The 16,786-nt window shown below is 64.5% G+C and carries 11 protein-coding genes; 4 read left to right on the top strand and 7 right to left on the bottom strand.

All coding sequences use genetic code 11. The features are described 5' to 3' along the window. Positions 1–51: 51 nt before the first annotated feature. Both queA and ROS217_RS13260 read right to left on the bottom strand, forming a co-directional pair. A complete protein-coding gene (gene queA, locus ROS217_RS13265) occupies positions 52–1,140 on the bottom strand; it encodes a tRNA preQ1(34) S-adenosylmethionine ribosyltransferase-isomerase QueA (protein WP_009818279.1) in 1,089 nt (362 codons plus the stop codon). Then, positions 1,137–4,529 (bottom strand): YhdP family protein, encoded by a 3,393-nt coding sequence (locus ROS217_RS13260; RefSeq protein ID WP_009818278.1) that lies wholly within the window; start codon positions 4,527–4,529, stop codon positions 1,137–1,139. Before ROS217_RS13260 ends, queA begins: the two co-directional genes overlap by 4 nt. 107 nt (positions 4,530–4,636) lie before the next feature. Between ROS217_RS13260 and ROS217_RS13255 the strand changes: the two genes are divergently transcribed. The 4 genes from ROS217_RS13255 (at position 4,637) to ROS217_RS13240 (ending at position 7,941) form a co-directional block, all read left to right on the top strand. Further along, complete coding sequence (locus ROS217_RS13255) at positions 4,637–5,098, top strand: peroxiredoxin (RefSeq protein ID WP_040651472.1); 462 nt, start codon at positions 4,637–4,639, stop codon at positions 5,096–5,098. 20 nt (positions 5,099–5,118) lie between these two features. Next, positions 5,119–5,922: a ferritin-like domain-containing protein gene (locus ROS217_RS13250; protein WP_040651470.1), complete on the top strand. Its 804-nt coding sequence runs from the start codon at positions 5,119–5,121 to the stop codon at positions 5,920–5,922. 182 nt (positions 5,923–6,104) lie between these two features. Then, complete coding sequence (locus ROS217_RS13245; protein WP_198134891.1) at positions 6,105–7,424, top strand: M23 family metallopeptidase; 1,320 nt, start codon at positions 6,105–6,107, stop codon at positions 7,422–7,424. Beyond that, complete coding sequence (locus ROS217_RS13240) at positions 7,414–7,941, top strand: bactofilin family protein (protein WP_009818274.1); 528 nt, start codon at positions 7,414–7,416, stop codon at positions 7,939–7,941. Before ROS217_RS13245 ends, ROS217_RS13240 begins: the two co-directional genes overlap by 11 nt. 75 nt (positions 7,942–8,016) lie before the next feature. Here the strand turns inward: ROS217_RS13240 and ROS217_RS13235 are convergent, their stop codons facing one another. From ROS217_RS13235 to ROS217_RS23205, 5 genes are read right to left on the bottom strand one after another with little or no spacing between them, the layout of a single operon-like run. Continuing rightward, complete coding sequence (locus ROS217_RS13235) at positions 8,017–9,216, bottom strand: HlyD family type I secretion periplasmic adaptor subunit (protein ID WP_009818273.1); 1,200 nt, start codon at positions 9,214–9,216, stop codon at positions 8,017–8,019. A gap of 1 nt (position 9,217) precedes the next feature. After that, positions 9,218–11,428 (bottom strand): ATP-binding cassette domain-containing protein, encoded by a 2,211-nt coding sequence (locus ROS217_RS13230; protein ID WP_009818272.1) that lies wholly within the window; start codon positions 11,426–11,428, stop codon positions 9,218–9,220. Then, positions 11,425–12,786, bottom strand: a complete 1,362-nt coding sequence (locus ROS217_RS13225; RefSeq protein ID WP_009818271.1) for a TolC family protein — start codon at positions 12,784–12,786, stop codon at positions 11,425–11,427. The genes ROS217_RS13230 and ROS217_RS13225 overlap by 4 nt, the downstream gene beginning before the upstream one ends. A 22-nt stretch (positions 12,787–12,808) precedes the next feature. Beyond that, positions 12,809–15,619, bottom strand: coding sequence for a beta strand repeat-containing protein (locus ROS217_RS13220; protein ID WP_009818270.1), 2,811 nt, complete (start codon positions 15,617–15,619; stop codon positions 12,809–12,811). Further along, positions 15,616–16,581, bottom strand: coding sequence for a BapA/Bap/LapF family prefix-like domain-containing protein (locus tag ROS217_RS23205; protein WP_157046600.1), 966 nt, complete (start codon positions 16,579–16,581; stop codon positions 15,616–15,618). Before ROS217_RS23205 ends, ROS217_RS13220 begins: the two co-directional genes overlap by 4 nt. Positions 16,582–16,786 lie beyond the last annotated feature (205 nt).

The following is a 16,786-nucleotide window of genomic DNA, read 5'->3' as shown; positions in this document are numbered from 1 at the left end:
TTCTCTCGCCAACCTAGCAGATGCCCGCATCAGCGGCACTTCAAAGGCGACTTACTCTGTCGCCTGTGCGCCCCGCCTGTCAGGCTTTGCCGCCGGGATCAACAGCGACGCGTCCCCATACGAGAAAAAGCGATAGCCCCTCGCCACCGCATGTGCATAAATTCGGTCGATCACGCCCTGACCCATCAGCGCCGACACCAACATCATCAACGTCGATTTCGGCAGATGGAAATTGGTCATCAGCGCATCGGTGACGCGGAATTCGAAACCGGGGTAGATGAAGATATCCGTATCCCCCGACCAGGCTGCAATCTCGCCCGTGGCCCGCGCCGCCGTCTCGATCAAGCGCAGCGCGGTGGTGCCCACCGGAATGATCCGCCCCCCCGCCGCGCGCGTGGCGGCAATCTCTGCGGCGGCCTCTTCGCTCACCTCGCCCCATTCGGCATGCATCTTATGCGAGGTCACATCCTCGACCTTGACCGGCAGAAACGTCCCCGCGCCCACATGCAGCGTGACATGGGTGAACCCCACCCCCATCGCCGCCAGTTCCGCCAAGAGCGCCTCATCAAAATGCAACGAGGCCGTCGGCGCCGCCACGGCCCCCGGCGCCCGCGCCCAAACGGTCTGATAATCCACCTTGTCCTGATCATCCGCCGGACGGCGCGCGGCGATATAGGGCGGCAGCGGCATCGCCCCCGCCTCAGCCAGCGCCGCGTCGAAATCCTCAGCACGCAGGTTGAACCGCAGCCGCCCCTGTCCCTCTTCCTTGGCCTCAAGCACCGCCGACAACCGCTCCGAGAACACGATTTCCTCGCCCACGCTCACCTTCTTGAGCGGCTTGATCAGCGCGCCCCAGGTGCCCTCCGCCCCCGGCTCCAACAGCGTGACCTCGATCTTTGCCGCCGTGTCCCCCTGCGCCCCAGAGCGATGGCGCAGCCCCGACAGCCGCGCCGGGATCACCCGCGTGTCATTCAGCACCAACCGATCACCGGGCCGTAACCACCGTCCCAGATCAGCTACGCCCGCATCGGTGATCGCCGCACCCTCCGCCACCAACAAACGTGCGGCGCGCCGGGGCCTCGCGGGGCGCGTCGCAATCAACGCCTCGGGCAAGTCAAAATCGAAATCTGAAAGTTTCATCTGTCCTGTCTTTGGTGAATGTCCTGCGCCTCACGCTCGGCTTCGCCCTTGATCTGCCCCGAGGTCGCAGCCCGTCCGGTGCCCACCGTGGGCGCAGGTCGGCGGAACAACTCGCGCAGAAACCCCGGTGCCAGCGCCGAAAGCGGATTGACCGACACCACCGGGTCAGTCGAGGCGCCCTTGAGCGTGTAGTTCACCCCGATAAGCCCCTCACCGGGCCGGGTAAAGGCCTCACCGATCCCATTGAGCAAATAGACCGGCGACACCACACCCTGCATGTCCATCTGCTTGTTCGCCATCGTGTAATAGCCATCCATCGAAATCCCGACCGAGGCACCGACCGCACTGCCTTTCAGCAGGATCAACCGGTTCGGCGTCAGGCGGAACTTCGCATCGACCCGCCCGAAATGCAGACCCTTGCCGGAAAACTGCTCCAACAGCCCCACGACGCTGATCGTATTCAAGAGCGCCGCCAGCGCCGGGGCGTCCTTGATCCTGATCTGATCTATCCCCAGCACCCCGTCATAGCTTCCCGGCTCCGGCGCAGGCGTCAATACCATCTCCAAGACCCCCTCGCGCGCCTGCCGCAGCAGGCCCGCCGCGGCCAACACCTCGCCTGCATCGTTGGATCTGATCCGGAACGCGCTGCGCCCCGACATGGGCACGACCTGCCCAGTGACCGGGGCCAACCCGTTCAAAAGCCCGGTGAATGTGCCATTGGTTCCGCCTGAGGTGTCCAGATCCGCACGAAACCCGGTCAGAGCAATGCCTTCGGAAATCTGCAACCGCTCCAGCCGCAATGTAACCGGACCGCCACCGCGCGCCCCCTCGCCCGCTCCGCCGTCCGGCCCCCCCAAAGAGGTTTGTCGCAAATCGACCGTGCCGCCCGTCACCTCGACGCGCGGCGTCACCCCCGCGCCACGCCCAACCAAACTCACCGGCGCATCCAGCCAGTTGCCCAAGGTGACCCGGCTGAACTCGGCCCGCTCCAGACCGCCGCCCGCGTCCAGACTTACACGTCCCTGCGCCTCAAGCCCGGCACCGCTCAGGCTCAGCGCCGTGACCTCCGGCACCGCGCCCAGTCGGCCCACCACATCAAGCCGCCCTTGCTGTCCTTGGCCCAAGGCCCAGTCCAGTTGCGGCAGCCGCAGCGCGAGCCCCGCCAAATCGGATGTCAGCGCAAACTCCGGGGGCTGCCCTTTGGCAAAGCCGATCTCTATCTCGCCTTGCCCCGCGCCCGACAGGCTGCCGGGTGGCAGCCCGATGCCGAATTCATCCAGAAACCGCTGTGACAACTCGATCTGTCCCCGCACCCGGCTCTCGCCTTGCGGGTTGCCCCCGATGGCCATGTCCCAACTGCCGCGCACCGGCACGGCCCCCACCTGCGCCGCGCCACCAATCTCGAGATGTCGGTTGCTCGCCTCGACCGCCAAACGCTCAGCCGCCAGAACGCGCCCCTTGACCAGCGTCTCGCTGCGCACGTCGCTGAGGGTTCCGGTCACGTCAAACGCCACCTCCTCCGTGGTCAATTTCTTCTTGAGCAGGAACATCAGCTCCCCGTCCAACTCCGCCTGCCCCTCGGCCACCGTCACCGGCTGCCCCGCCTTTTGCAGGAATCGGAACGGCGGCGCATCGAGCAGCGACAAAGCCGCCGTGATCGTGCTGCGGGTCTGCATCACGGCCTGCGCCGGGCCGTCCTTGATCCGCACATCTGGGATGATGAAACTGGTGCCCGCCACGTTGATCCGACCCCCCTCTTGCGCCACCACATGCCCCCGCTCGGCCTGAACGACAAAGCGGTTGTCATGCAGCGACGCCCGCCCCGAGGCATCCGTAATCGGCGGCACATCGCGCACATAGACCGTCTCAAGATCCGCAAAATCGAACCCAAGGCTGAAATCCGGTAACATGTCCGGGCGCATCCGCAGGGCAAACTGAATATCGCTCAGATCGGCGCGGCGCACATTCTTCTCGATCCACTCGCGCGTGTTGGTCTTGGTCGCCCGCGGCCAGAGCGCCATCAACCGCTCGGGATTCAGCCCGTCCATCCCCCCTTCAAGCGAGATGTCCCATCCCTCGTCACTGCCGCGTGCCTCGCCGCGCGCCTGCAGGTAATGCCCCTGATCGCTCAGGCTCAACTCTCCCAAGGTCAGGACAAACGGGTCCAGCCGCAACCGCAGCGCCATCCGCGCCTCTTCGAACCGGATCGGCTCTGGGTAGAGGTCGGCCGGGTCCGCGACCACATCGCTCACCCGGATCTGCGCCTGCAATTCGCGTGGCCAACCGGCCTCCATCCCCACCAGCCGCGCGGTGCCCTCGGCCCGCGCCTGACCCCAGGCGCTGTCCACCGACAACTCGGTGAACCGGATTTCCTGGACCATCGGATCATAGGTGAAATAACTGCGCGCCGAGCGGAATTTGATCGGCACCGTGGCGGGCGTCGGCTGCAACACCCCCGCCCCGATCTGCAAGGTGGCGTTGAGCGGCCCAAGCCGTCCCTCGGCATCGACCCCGGCGCGCACCGCCCCCGAAATCGGTGCCTCCAGCGCCCCAAGCCAGGCCAACGCTGGCGACTGCCCGGCAATATCGCTCGCGGGCATATCCTCAAAGGTCGCGCCGAACTCCGCGACCTTGCTGCCGATCCGGCCCTCGTAATTGACCGCCAATGTCGTGGCGTAGTCGCGTGCGCCAAGCAGCGCCACATCCCCGCGCAACGAAATCCCGTTGCCCGCGCGCGTCAACTCCACCCGGCCGCCGTCCGCGCTCCACGCGCGGCCCGCCCGCGCATCCTCGTACCGCAAGCTCAGGTTATCCGCCGTGACCAACCGCAGTGCGTCCAATTGAGGCCGCGCAAAGAGCGCATCAAGCTGCTCGTGGAACGTGCCGCCCTGCCCCGTCGCGCCCAACACAATCGACAACTCGCCGGTCGCGAGCCGCCGCAGCCCCAATTGCGCGCCGGACAGGCGGACCGTCCTCGGCTGCACCTCTCCCCGCAACAGCGGCTCCGGCGCAACCGTCACATCAAGAGATCCCAGCGTCACCAGCGGCACGCCGTCAAGATTGGCCAGCGCCACATCCCGCAACGCCACACGCGGCACAAGATCCTCACCCACCACCAACGACATCTCGCCGAACCGCAACTGATAGCCCGGCACGCTAGCATCAATCCGCTCTGCGATACGCTCTTGCAGCCAAACGGGCGCCCGCAGGTTCACCCCGATGTTCACGGCGACAATCAAGCCCAGAACCACCAGCAGGACCGCACAGGAAAAACAGAACTGCACGAGATGCCGCAGCGCACGACGACGCTTGCGGGGCCGCACAGGCGTCCCGTTCGTTGGCGGCGGCATCTCTGCCGCGCCCTGCTCTTGTGTCGGCTCCGTGCTCATCCTATCCGTTCGGACGCGTCTCGCGCATCTCTTCTGCCTCGTGGCTTTATTCTCGCCTTTTGCGACCTAATATGGAATTCACATTTTTGCATCTCAGAGGAAACCCCATGCCAGATATGTCCGATACCGCTCCCGATTTCACGCTGCCGCGCGATGGGGGTGAAACTGTAACGCTCTCGGGCCTGCGCCCCGGCGCTGTTGTGCTGTTTTTCTACCCCCGTGATGACACCTCCGGTTGCACCAAAGAGGCGGTGGCCTTCTCCGCCCTCAAGGATCAATTCGACGCCGCCGGGGCCACCGTGCTCGGCATTTCCAAGGACAGCCTCGCCAGTCACGAGAAATTCCGGGACAAACACGCGCTTTCGGTCCCGCTTTTGTCAGATGAGGAGGCCGAGACCTGTGAAGCATATGGGGTCTGGGCGGAAAAAAGCATGTATGGCAAGAAATTCTTTGGCATCGAGCGCTCGACCTTCCTCATCGACGGTGAGGGCCGCATCGCCCGCGTCTGGCGCAAGGTCAAAGTGCCCGGCCATGCCGAAGAGGTGCTGGACGCGGTCAAGGCGCTGTGAGCGACCCCACCCTGACAGAAATGGCCGTCGAGGTGCTCTCGACCCACGACGGCCGCGCCAAGACAGCACTCTCGCGCGCCCATGCCGCGACGTGGTTTGCTGCGCGCGCGGCGGGGCACGACATTCCCTTGGGCCGTGCCACGCCACCGATGCGCCCGGCCCGCCCCGAACACCCCGAACTGCTCGACCCGCGCGACGTGCCGCGCCGCCGTCCCGGCTCGGACAAGGGGCGCATCGCCCTCCTGCATGCCGTGGCCCATATCGAACTCAACGCCGTGGACCTGCATTGGGACATCATCGCGCGCTTTGCCGACACCCCAATGCCCATCGGATTCTATGATGACTGGGTCAAGGCGGCCGACGAGGAATCCAAACATTTCAACCTGATATGCGACTGTCTTGAAGCATTGAACAGCCATTACGGCGCCCTGCCTGCCCACGCAGGCATGTGGCGCGCCGCCGAGGATACGGCGCAGGATTTCATGGGCCGCCTCGCAGTCGTGCCCATGGTGCTCGAGGCGCGCGGCCTCGACGTGACCCCCGGCATGATCGAGATCTTCCAGCGCGCCGGCGAGACCGGCGCGGTCGAGGCCATGCAGGTGATCTATGCCGAAGAGGTGCATCATGTTGCCTATGGGTCCAAATGGTTTCATTTTCTCTGCGGTCGCCACGATCTCGACCCCAAGATCGCCTTCCACGACCTCGTGCGCCGCTACTTCCACGGCTCATTGAAACCCCCGTTCAACGAAGAGAAACGCGCCGAAGCTGGTTTGCCACCGGATTTCTACTGGCCGCTGAGCGACGGGCACTCCACCCGAGATTGAAATATTCTTCCGCCAATCGGCGATTTTCCGCCAATCAAGCGGGAAACAGCCAAGCTATGGAACCCGATTGGTCAAAAATCTTGCCCAAAGCCCGACCACTGGCTAAGCACACTCAACACGGCGGCTGGGATAATCGCAGCCAAGCGCCGGAGGATGACCGAGGCAACAAGGGCAGAAGACGCGTGAGAACAAGACTTGCGATAAAAGTTCATTCCATTCTGGAACGGTATTTCCCCGAGCGTCGGGTTTTTTTGCGGTCCGATACCGACACACGTTTCATCCGCCTGCGCCCCTCTACCCAACTTTTCGCCTTTGCCGGGGCTGCGTCCATCGTCGCATGGTCGATCATCGCCACATCCATTCTGCTGATGGACAGCATCGGGTCCGGCAACTTCCGAGAACAGGCCAAGCGCGACCAGCGCACCTATGAAAACCGGCTCAATGCGCTCTCCACCGAACGCGACAAACGCGCCGAAGAGGCGATTGCCGCACAGGAACGCTTCAGCTTCGCGCTGGAACAGATTTCGCTGATGCAATCCGAATTGCTGGCCTCTGAGACCCGCCGCCGCGAATTGGAAACCGGGATCGAGGTGATCCAAACCACCCTGCGCCGCACCATGTCCGAGCGAGAAACAGCCCGCCAGGAGGCCGAGCAACTGGCCCTCTCCTTGGAGACCGACGGCGCAACCGGCGCCGGCACAGGCACCGAAACGGGCACGGACGCAACGGTCGATTTCCTGACCGCCGCCCTCTCGGACGCAGCCGAAGAGCGCGACACGACGATTGCCAATGCGCAGGACGCGCTCTTGCACGCCGATGAAATGACAACGCAACTGCGCCTGCTCAAGGATCAGAACGACCAGATCTTCAGCCAGCTTGAGGATGCGATGGCGATCTCTGTCGAACCCCTCGACAAGATGTTTAGCGCGGCAGGTCTCAACACCGACACGCTGCTCGATGCGGTGCGCCGGGGCTATTCCGGTCAGGGCGGCCCGCTGATGCCCCTGTCCTTCTCCACCCGCGGCGAAGAACCCTCGGTCGATGCCGAGCGCGCCAACCGCATCCTCAACCGCATGGACGAACTCAACCTCTACCGCATCGCGGCGCAAAAGGCTCCCTTCGCCATGCCCGTCAAGAGCGCCTTTCGCTTCACATCCGGCTATGGCATGCGCTGGGGCCGGATGCATCAGGGCACCGATTTCGCCGCCCCTCAGGGCACGCCGATCTATTCCACTGCCGATGGCGTCGTCACCCATGCGGGCTGGCTCTCGGGCTATGGCCGCCTGATCAAGATCAAGCACGCCTTCGGCATCGAAACCCGCTATGCCCACCTCTCGCAAATCCGCGTCAACGTCGGGCAAAGGGTCTCGCGCGGCGACAGGATTGGTGATATGGGCAACTCTGGACGTTCTACGGGCACACATCTACACTACGAGGTCCGCGTCGGCGACCAGTCCGTCAACCCCATGATATACATCAAGGCTGCAAACAATGTTTTCTAAGAGCAAAATCAACGAACCCGCGCAAAAGCCTGCAGAGGCCAAACCGGCTGCCTCCGAGAACCGGCTCGATTCGGCGCGCCCCGACGCGCTGAACAGTGAATTCAAGGCATCGGCCCCCAAGGCCAAGCCGCCCGCCTCGGTGCTGTCCTCGGACCTGCACGTGACCGGCAATCTCAAGACCACCGGCGACATTCAGGTCGAAGGCTCGATCGAGGGCGACATCCGCGCGCATCTGCTGACCGTCGGCGAAGGCGCCACCATCAAGGGCGAAGTGATCGCCGATGACGTGGTGATCAACGGCCGCATCGTCGGCCGCGTGCGTGGCCTCAAGGTGCGCCTGACCTCGACCGCCCGCGTCGAAGGTGACATCATCCACAAGACCATCGCAATCGAGAGCGGCGCGCATTTCGAAGGCTCGGTGCAGCGTCAGGACGATCCTCTGACCGGCAACAAATCTGCCCCCAAGCCCGCAATCCCCGCCGCAGCGGCCGCCGCACCGAAACCCGCCGAGGGCTGATCCAAGCAGGACATCACAAAAGGCGGCGTGGTCCCGGCCATCGCCGCCATTTTCATGCCCGCCGCGCCTTGCCTCTTACGGCTCGCGCAGCGCTTGCTGGCTCTTGTAGAGCGGTTTCAGCAGATATTGCAGCACCGTCTTTTCGCCTGTGTGCAATTCCACCTCCGCCTGCATACCGGGCCTGATCTCGATCCCCGCCTGCCGGGGCGTCAGCGCCCCCATATCGACGCGCAACGTCACCTTGTAATGCGGGTCGCCATCGGGATCACGCGCCCGCTCGTCCTTGAACGTATCGGCGGAAATAAAATCCACCCGCCCCTTCAAGGTGCCGTAGATCGTGTAATCATAGGCCGTCAGCTTGATCGTCGCCTCCTGCCCGCGCCGGATATTGGCGATATTGCGCGGCTCGACCCGCGCCTCGACGAACATCTCCTCATCCAGCGGGATGATCTCCAGAATTTCCTCACCGGGGCGCACGACGCCGCCAATCGTCGTCACACTCAGATTGTTCACCACGCCGCGCAACGGGCTCAGCAACACCGTCCGGTTGAGCTGATCCTGACTGGCACGCAGGGTCTGGCGCAGCGTCGCCAATTCCTTGAGCGTTTCGGAATAGGCCTCTGCCCGCTCAAGCTCGGCTTGCGTCACGATTTCATCATAGCGCTTTTCGGCATCCGCATGCGCCTTGCGCGCGCGCGTGACCTCAATCAAGGCCACGATCTTCTTCGCCAATAGCCCCTCCAACAGTCGCTTTTCCTCGGCGGATTGCTGCATCACCCGTTTGGCCCCCTCGCTGCTCTTGACGAAATCCTCTTGCCGCGCCTTCAGCAGCGCCCGTTCCGAGGCCACCATTTCTCCCGCCCGTGTCACAACCGCCTCAGGCACGGCGAAATCGAACTGCCCGGCCAATTCCGCCTCCAACCGCAATTGCCGCACCTCAAGACCCGCGATCTGATCCTGCAAATCCGCCACTTCGGAATTGAACCGCGTATCATGCAGCCGCGCCAGAACATCACCACGCGCCACAACATCGCCCTCCTGCACCAGCAATTCCGCCAGAATCCCGCCCTCGAGGTTCTGGATGATCTGCGGCCGCGAGGTGGAAATGAACGCGCCCGGCGCGCGCACGATCTCGTCGATCCAGGCAAACGCCGCCCAGAGGATAAAGATCCAGACACTCGCCGCACAGAGCCACACCATCAGGCTCGGACCCCGCAGCCGGCCGTTCAACTCTGCCAATATGCTCGCGGTGCTGCGTGCGCCCACATCGCTCATCTCATGCCCCTCCCGGCCCGGTGCCCGCCGCCTGCGCCAGATGCGCCAGCACCTGATCGCGCGGCCCGTCCACCGCCATTCGACCCGCTTGCAGGATGAGCGTCCGGCTCGTCAGGCTCAGGATCGGCATCCGGTGCGTCGCAATCACCGCCGTGCGCCCCTTGAGCCAGATGTCCAACCGGCTGACCAGCGTGCGCTCCAGCGTCTGATCCAGCGCCGCCGTCGGCTCATCCAGCAGACACACCGCCGGGTCCTGCAACCACAGCCGCGCCCAGCCGATCGACTGCCGCTGTCCTTGGCTCAGCCCTTGCCCCCCGTCGAGGATCTCCAGGTCCAGCCCCTTGGGATGACCGCGCACAAACGGCCCCAGCCCGGCAAATTCCAACGCCTGCATCAGCCGCGCGTCATCACGCTCCAGCAAGGTCAGGTTCAGGTTCTCGCGCAGACTGCCCGTGAAGAGCCGCACATCCTGCCCCAGATACCCGATCATCCGCCGCAGGTCGCGCGGCGCGATCTGCCCCATATCGGTGCCATCCAGCATCAACCGCCCGCGGCTCGGGGCATAAAGCCCCGACAGGAGCTTGAGAAAGGTCGATTTTCCCGACCCGTTGGTGCCCAGCACCGCCACCACTTGCCCCGGCTGAATGATCAACCCCGGAATATCCAGCACCGGCGCACCGCCCGCGTCATAGGCAAATTGCACCTCGCGCAGCTCATAGGCCCCGCTCAGGGACGTCCGCCGCAAATAGCTGCGCCCCTCGGCGGCGTCCTGCCCCGCCAGCGCAATCGCATCCAGCCCCGCCAGCGCCGATTTCACATTGCCCCACCGCGCCAGCGTTCCACTGAGTTGCGTCAGCGGCCCCAGCGTGCGGCTGGTCAAGATCCCCACGGCGATGATCGACCCCACGGTGAATTCGCCCGCGAACACCAGATAGGAGCCAAGGATCACCGCCGCGATATAGGTCGCCTGCTGCACCGCCTGCGCCCAGAACGTCAGCACCGATCCCAACCGCCGCTGCTCGCTCGACTTGATCGCCTGCAAGGCCGTCAACTCGCCCCAAATCCGACGAAACCGGTCCTCGGCCCGCTGCGTCTTGAGCGTATCCAGCTCGAATATCGCCTCATGCAACAGCCGCGCCCCCCGCGCGCCCGCGCCCTGCATCTCTTGCGTCAGCCGCATCATCCGGCGTTGCAGCAGAAAGCCGGGGATCACCATGATCACCCCACCGAGGATCAACACCCAAACCACATTGCCCGCAATCGACGCCACCAGCGCCAGAAACACCACGATGAACGGCAAATCGGTGAGCGTGCCAATCGTGGACGCGGTGAAAAACTCCCGCACAGATCCAAACTCGCGCATCGCCGAGAAGATCTGCGACGGTCCCTTGCCGGCAATCTCGGACCGCATCCCCAGAATACGGTCCATCAACAACCGCTGCACATTGAGTTCGATCTGCCGCCCGGCCCCGTCCATCAGCTGCGCCCGCGCGATTTTCAGCGCAGCTTCCATCACCAGCGCAAGACCAGCCCCCGCCGCCAAGACCCAGAGCGTCGCCTCCGATTGATGCGGGATCACCCGGTCATAAACCTGCAAAGCAAAGAGCGCGACCGCGACGGCCAGAATATTGGCCACGAAAGACCCAAGCGCCACCTCCGCGATATGCCGCCGGAACCCGCCAAACTGGCCCCAGAACCAATGCGGTGCGGCCTCGGGCGCGTCATGCGCGCGGCTCAGGCTTTGCACCGGGGCCTCGGCCCGCACCACAAGGCCGGTAAAGAACGGCTCGAACTCCGCCAGCGGCACCTCGGCGCGCTGATCGGCGCAGGTCGTGTCATGGATCGTCAGGACACTGCCCGCCTGTGACAGCACCAGCACGAATTGCCCGCTCGTCATCTGCGCCAGCGCGGGCCAGTGATCGGGATGCGGATGCGCCACCGGCTCGACCCGCGCCATCAGCCCCGCCGCCTCCAGCCCATCGGCCAGCGCGCGCGGCTGTGGCTGATCGGCTGGCCCACCGCCCGCCTTGCTCGCGATCATCGCCTCTAGAATATCGCGCTCGACTGCCTCAACCCCCAAGAGCGCGCCATAGGCTACGCCCAGTTTCGCCCGCGCCACGGCCCGCTCGCCAAACCGCGGGGGCGGCGGCCCCTTGGCCTCGGCCCCGCACGCGCCAGTGGTGATCGACAGGGCAACGGGGGCCTTGGTCAAATCCGGCTCCCCTCCGCCAGCACACCCATATGCCGCGCAAGCTCAAGCCGCACCGATGCCAGCTCATATTTCAACGCCAGCGCCCGCGCCTGCCGCTCGGCAAGGGTCTCATAGACGCCCACGACATCCATCACATCGCGCTGTCCGGCATCATATTGCGCCTGAAAGAGATCAAGGTTCGCCTGCGCCGTATCCCGCAACACACTGGCCTCACCCACCTGCCGAGAAAGGGCACTCAACCGCCCCTCCAGCCGCTGCACCACACGGTTGCTGTCTTCATCGGCCTGCGCGCGACGACGACTCGCCGCCTCTTTCTCCGCCTCCGCCGCCCGCAACTGCGCCCCGGTCCCCAGGCCCAGCAATTGCTCGGACCGCAGGTTGAGGCCGAAACTCGTATCGCCAGAGCCAACCGTGCCCCCCGCCGTCAATCCCGGCAAGAGCCCGGCGCGCGCCATCACAGCCTCGGCGGTGTCACGCTCGGCCTCGGCCACAGCGCGCAAGACATCGAGCGCCCGCACAGTGCCCGCATCAACCGACACCTCGGACAGGCCCGTGACCGCCCCAAGGGGCCGCTCCGCCATGGCATTCAACTCCGCCAAGGCGGTGGCCTCGGCCTCAATCTGCCCCGCCATCACCTCGCGGATTTCCGCCAGACGCGAGCGCAGGATATTGAGGTCAGACATATCCGACACCCCGCCCTTGACCCGCTCCGACATGATCCACTCGAACTGGCTTATATCCTCCAGCGTGCGCCGCTCCAGCGCCAGCCGTTCGCGCGCCTGTGACGCCGCCAGATAGAGCATCAGCGCCTCGAACACGCGCCCGTTCACATCCTCGGCCAGCGTCACGGCGGCCACCTCGACATCGGCCTTGGCAAAGGCGCGCTCGGCTTTCTTGCGGCCATTGTCATAGAGCACCTGCTCGACAATCAACTGGGTGACAATATCGCTCAGACTGGTCAGGCTGATATTCGGGCCGATGCGTGGCAACCAGTTCTTTGACGCGGCCTCGGCCCGCAGCCGCGCGCTCAGCAAATCCGCCTCGGCGCTGCGGCTATAGGCGGCCAGAACCGACCCCGCCACCTGATCAAAACTGCTGCCCGGCACCAGAACCGACCGCCGCGCCTGCAACGCGCTGATGATTTCCGATTGCGCGGCCTCTTTGGCCCGTGCCTCTTGATCGGGCCGCATATCCGGACCCGCCGCCGCCCGCGATACCTCGGCATCGTCGCTGCCGCCATCGCGCAGACATCCCGCCAGCACCAGACAGGCACCCGCCAGCAACAGCCCCCTCGTTACAGTCCCCATACATAGTCCTCCGACCGTTTCGGCCTTGTCGTTGGAAACGCGCGCCAGCATGGACGCGCGCCTCTATCCGGCATCAGGTGACGATCTGGATATCGTCATCCACCACCACCGTGGCATCATTGCCCAGCGTGTAGATGTCAAAGCTCTGACCGTCGATCACCGTACTGCCCGCAGCCTCGGCCCCGGTCAGCGTGACGCGATCATCCGCGCCCCCCTGCACCAGAACCGTATCGCCATTGCCCGAAAGCGCCAGAACCTGCGCTTCGCTCAGGCTCAACTGCGCCTGATCCCCGAACCGCAGATCAATCGTCTCGATGTCAAAGACGCTGAGGTTGGGATTGGCGATATTGACGACCGAGGTGCTGGTCTCATCCAGCACCACATAGGTGCTGGCGGTATTGCCCCCCGCGTCGGTGCTTGTCACCACCAGTTGCGAGCCATCCGACACCGGTGACAGCCGCCCCGCCCCGTCGAGAAAGAAGTAATCCGTCTCGCCGGTAAACTGGTTGACCTGCTCACCCAGCGCCAATTCGCGGACATTGCCGCTCGTATCGACCTGATGAATGCTCACATCATCGGTGCTGGTTTCCACCGTCGCATTGCGATAGCCGTCGCCCTGCCGGAAATAGCCCACGATCCCCGGCGTCTCGGGCGCCACCATGTCCAGCGTCAGACTGCTGGTGATCTCACGGGTATTGCCCGCCCAATCGGTCGCAGACACCACCATCGCGGCCTGCCCGTCCTGCCGCGGGATATCCACGTTGGGCAGGGTCACCGACCAGTTGCCATTGGCATCCACCGCCGCCTGATAGGTCTTGCCAAAGATCCGCACATCCGCGCTCGATCCCGCTTCGACCTGCCCGGTCAGGGTCACGCCTCCCGCCGCCTCAGAGATGTTGACGATATTGTCGGGCGTCACCGGCCCATCTTGGCTCAGCGCATTGACCAGCGTATCGACCCGCACCGTGTCGGTCAGAAAGGCGCTATTGCCTGCGGCATCGGTCACATCAACCCGCAAGGCCGCGTCCCGCTCACCGGATGCAATCTCGTTGGGGCCGAAATTGGCCACCCAGGTGCCATTGCCCGCCACCTGCGCCTCGTGCTGCACCCCGTCGATGGTGACAAACACCCGGCTGCCCGGCTCGATCGTGCCGGTGACGTTGAACCCGCCCGTGGCAATGTCATTGTTGATGACATCGCGCCCGTCGGCCCCAATCGCAAGGTTGAGATCGCCGAGGCTGAGGTTGTCCACCTGCGTGTCCACCCGCACCGTCGCATCCACCTCGGTCGGATTGCCCGCCGCATCCACCGTGCGCGCGCTCACCTCGGGCACATGGGTGCCGCGCGTGATCTCGGCGCTTTCATAGCGGCTCTGCCACTGGCCCGCGCCATCCGCCTGCACCGTATGCTCAACCCCGTCGAGGCTGACACTCACCGTGGCCCCGGCATCGGCCGTGCCCGTAACCAGCACCCCGGCATCCGCCTCGGCCCCGTTGATCATCCCATCACCGGCAATCGCCCCGGCGTTCAGCGTCAAGAGACCGGCCTCGGTATCCACGCTCACCGCTTGGCGCAACTCGCTGACGTTGCCCGCCGCATCCGTGGCCACCGCCACAACATCGCCGGTATAGGTGCCGCCCGCAATCTGCGCGCCGGTAAATGTCGCGGTCCAGCGCCCATCCGCCGCCACAACCGCATCCACCACTGCATCGCCAAACGTGAGCTTCACCGACGACCCCGGCTCCACCGTGCCGCTCATGGCAAACCCGTCACCCTGCTCAGCCGCGTTGATCACACCGTCCGCACCACCCGGCGTGCCGCTCATCCCGAAATCACGCACCTCGGTATCAACCCGCACCGTGCCGCTCACATCGGCGCGGTTGCCCGCCGCATCGACCGACACCGCCGTCACCGGCGCATCATACTGCCCCGCCGCCAGCGCGCTGCCCGCGACATTGGCCACCCAAACGCCCGAAGCATTGGCGACCACATCCTGCGTCACCCCGGCGAATGTAACCGTCACCGTGGCCCCCGCCGTGGCAGTGCCGGTGATGGCCACCTGCCCGCCCGTTTCCACCAGATTGACCGTGCCATCGCCGCCAACCGACGCAGCATCAAGGCTCAGATCATTGGCCTCGGTATCCACGCTCACCGCTTGGCGCAATTCGCTGACGTTGCCCGCCGCATCCGTGGCCACCGCCACAACATCGCCGGTATAGGTGCCGCCCGCAATCTGCGCGCCGGTAAAGTTGGCGGTCCAGCGCCCGTCCGCCGCCACAACCGCATCCACCACTGCATCGCCAAACGTCAGCTTCACCGTCGAGCCCGGCTCCACCGTGCCGCTCATGGTGAACCCATCACCCTGCTCAGCGGCGTTGATCACACCATCCGCGCCACCCGGCGTGCCGGTCATGCCGAAATCGCGCACCTCGGTATCGACGCGGAATGTTCCACTGGTGCTGCTGGCATTGCCCGCTGCATCGACCGTGGTCGCCGTTACCTCTGTTTCATATTGCCCAGCCGGCAGCGTGCCCGGATCAAATTCGGCTGTCCAGGTGCCATCCGCGCCAACGACCACGTCGCGGGACACGCCCTCGACCGTGACCGTCACCGTGGCCCCAGCCGTCGACGTGCCGGTGATCGCCACGCCTGCCGCCTCTTCCACCAGATTGACGACACCATCGCCGCCAACCGCTCCGGAATTGATCGCAATCGGATGCGGCACCGTATCAATCGCCACCACATCCGTGACCACGGTGGAATTGCCAAACCCATCCGTCGCGGTGATCACCACCGCCACCTCGCGCTCGCCGCCGGGAATATCGGCGGGGTCGAACACCACCTGCCACTGACCATCCTCACCGATCACCGTGGTCTCGGTCACACCTCGATCACAACGGCAATCTCCGCGCCCGGCTCACCGTGTCCGGTGATCTCGATCCCGTCCGCGTAATCCTCGGCATTGACGATATCGTCGGTCGAGACCACACCGTCTTCGATCACAACGTCAGGCGGCGTGGTGTCAATCACGACAACCGGCCCCTCCAGCGTGGTCTCGGTGCCATCGGGCTCCGTCACCACGACGACCACATCATGCTCGCCATCCTCGGGGAAGGTCTCGTCCTCAAAGACGACCTCCCACTTGCCATCCCCATCCGCCTCGGTGGTGACCGTCTGGTCGCCAATCGTCACCTCAACCTCGGACCCCGGCTCGGCATCGCCGGTAATCGTGATCGAAGGATCGCTTGCGTCCCCACCAATGCTGATCGTGCCATCTTCATTGACTTTAGGCTCGATGCGCGGGCGTGCACCGCCGCCGCCGCCTTCACCGCCACCGCCGACCACAGCCGCCGCAGCAAGCCCCGCAGCCCCGACGCCGCCCATCCCCAAGAGACCACCGCCCCCCAAGAGCGCAGCCCCCAGCATCGACACCTCATCCTCCTCTGCCGGTGCGATAATCTCGTTACCCCCGAGAAAGATCAGCTCCTCATCCGGGCTCCACTTGGCCCATTGCTCGGTCGGCCCGTATTGCGCATAGACCAGCCCATCGCCACCCTCGCTCAGCGTCACCTCATTGAGATAGCCATCGGCACTGATAAAGAGCCGGCTCGCGGGCGCGCCCGCTGCGGAATAATACCCCTCCAGCAGCACAACCCGGCCATCCGCCAGAGTGATCACAAGGTTCGACCCGTCACGGGAAAACCCCTGAATATCCATCTGCCTCAGATTTAAGGAAATCTCTTGTCCGTGACCCGCCGGGATGACCGTAACGCCACCTTGATCCGAAAGAGATCCACGCTGCGCTTCACCCACACCTGTCCGGGCGATAAAATCAATCGCTTTCATAACACCACCACTCTAACCTCAGGACTCGACACTTTGGTGTGTCGATTTGTTTTATTGCTTCACGATTATCTTTTTTCCCCCACTATCGCTAGATGTTTTTAGGGCGTGACCCTCAAAATAAGCCTATTTTCAATAGATATAGACCAATCGAGTCAATTTCGCCACGCAGCACCACACGGCGCGGTCGTTTCCGCAACACGCCGCA

The sequence above is a fragment of the Roseovarius sp. 217 genome, from assembly GCF_000152845.1.
Lineage (GTDB): Bacteria > Pseudomonadota > Alphaproteobacteria > Rhodobacterales > Rhodobacteraceae > Roseovarius.
The sequence above is the reverse complement of the archived record's forward strand: the minus strand, read 5'-3'. Positions and strand labels throughout refer to the sequence as shown.

What these genes read in the sequence shown, in the direction of transcription:
- queA (WP_009818279.1), bottom strand. Translation starts at nt 1,140, where the DNA reads ATGAAACTTTCAGATTTCGATTTTGACTTGCCCGAGGCGTTGATTGCG.
- ROS217_RS13260 (WP_009818278.1), bottom strand. Translation starts at nt 4,529, where the DNA reads ATGAGCACGGAGCCGACACAAGAGCAGGGCGCGGCAGAGATGCCGCCG.
- ROS217_RS13255 (WP_040651472.1), top strand. Translation starts at nt 4,637, where the DNA reads ATGCCAGATATGTCCGATACCGCTCCCGATTTCACGCTGCCGCGCGAT.
- ROS217_RS13250 (WP_040651470.1), top strand. Translation starts at nt 5,119, where the DNA reads ATGGCCGTCGAGGTGCTCTCGACCCACGACGGCCGCGCCAAGACAGCA.
- ROS217_RS13240 (WP_009818274.1), top strand. Translation starts at nt 7,414, where the DNA reads ATGTTTTCTAAGAGCAAAATCAACGAACCCGCGCAAAAGCCTGCAGAG.
- ROS217_RS13235 (WP_009818273.1), bottom strand. Translation starts at nt 9,216, where the DNA reads ATGAGCGATGTGGGCGCACGCAGCACCGCGAGCATATTGGCAGAGTTG.
- ROS217_RS13225 (WP_009818271.1), bottom strand. Translation starts at nt 12,786, where the DNA reads ATGCTGGCGCGCGTTTCCAACGACAAGGCCGAAACGGTCGGAGGACTA.
- ROS217_RS23205 (WP_157046600.1), bottom strand. Translation starts at nt 16,581, where the DNA reads ATGAAAGCGATTGATTTTATCGCCCGGACAGGTGTGGGTGAAGCGCAG.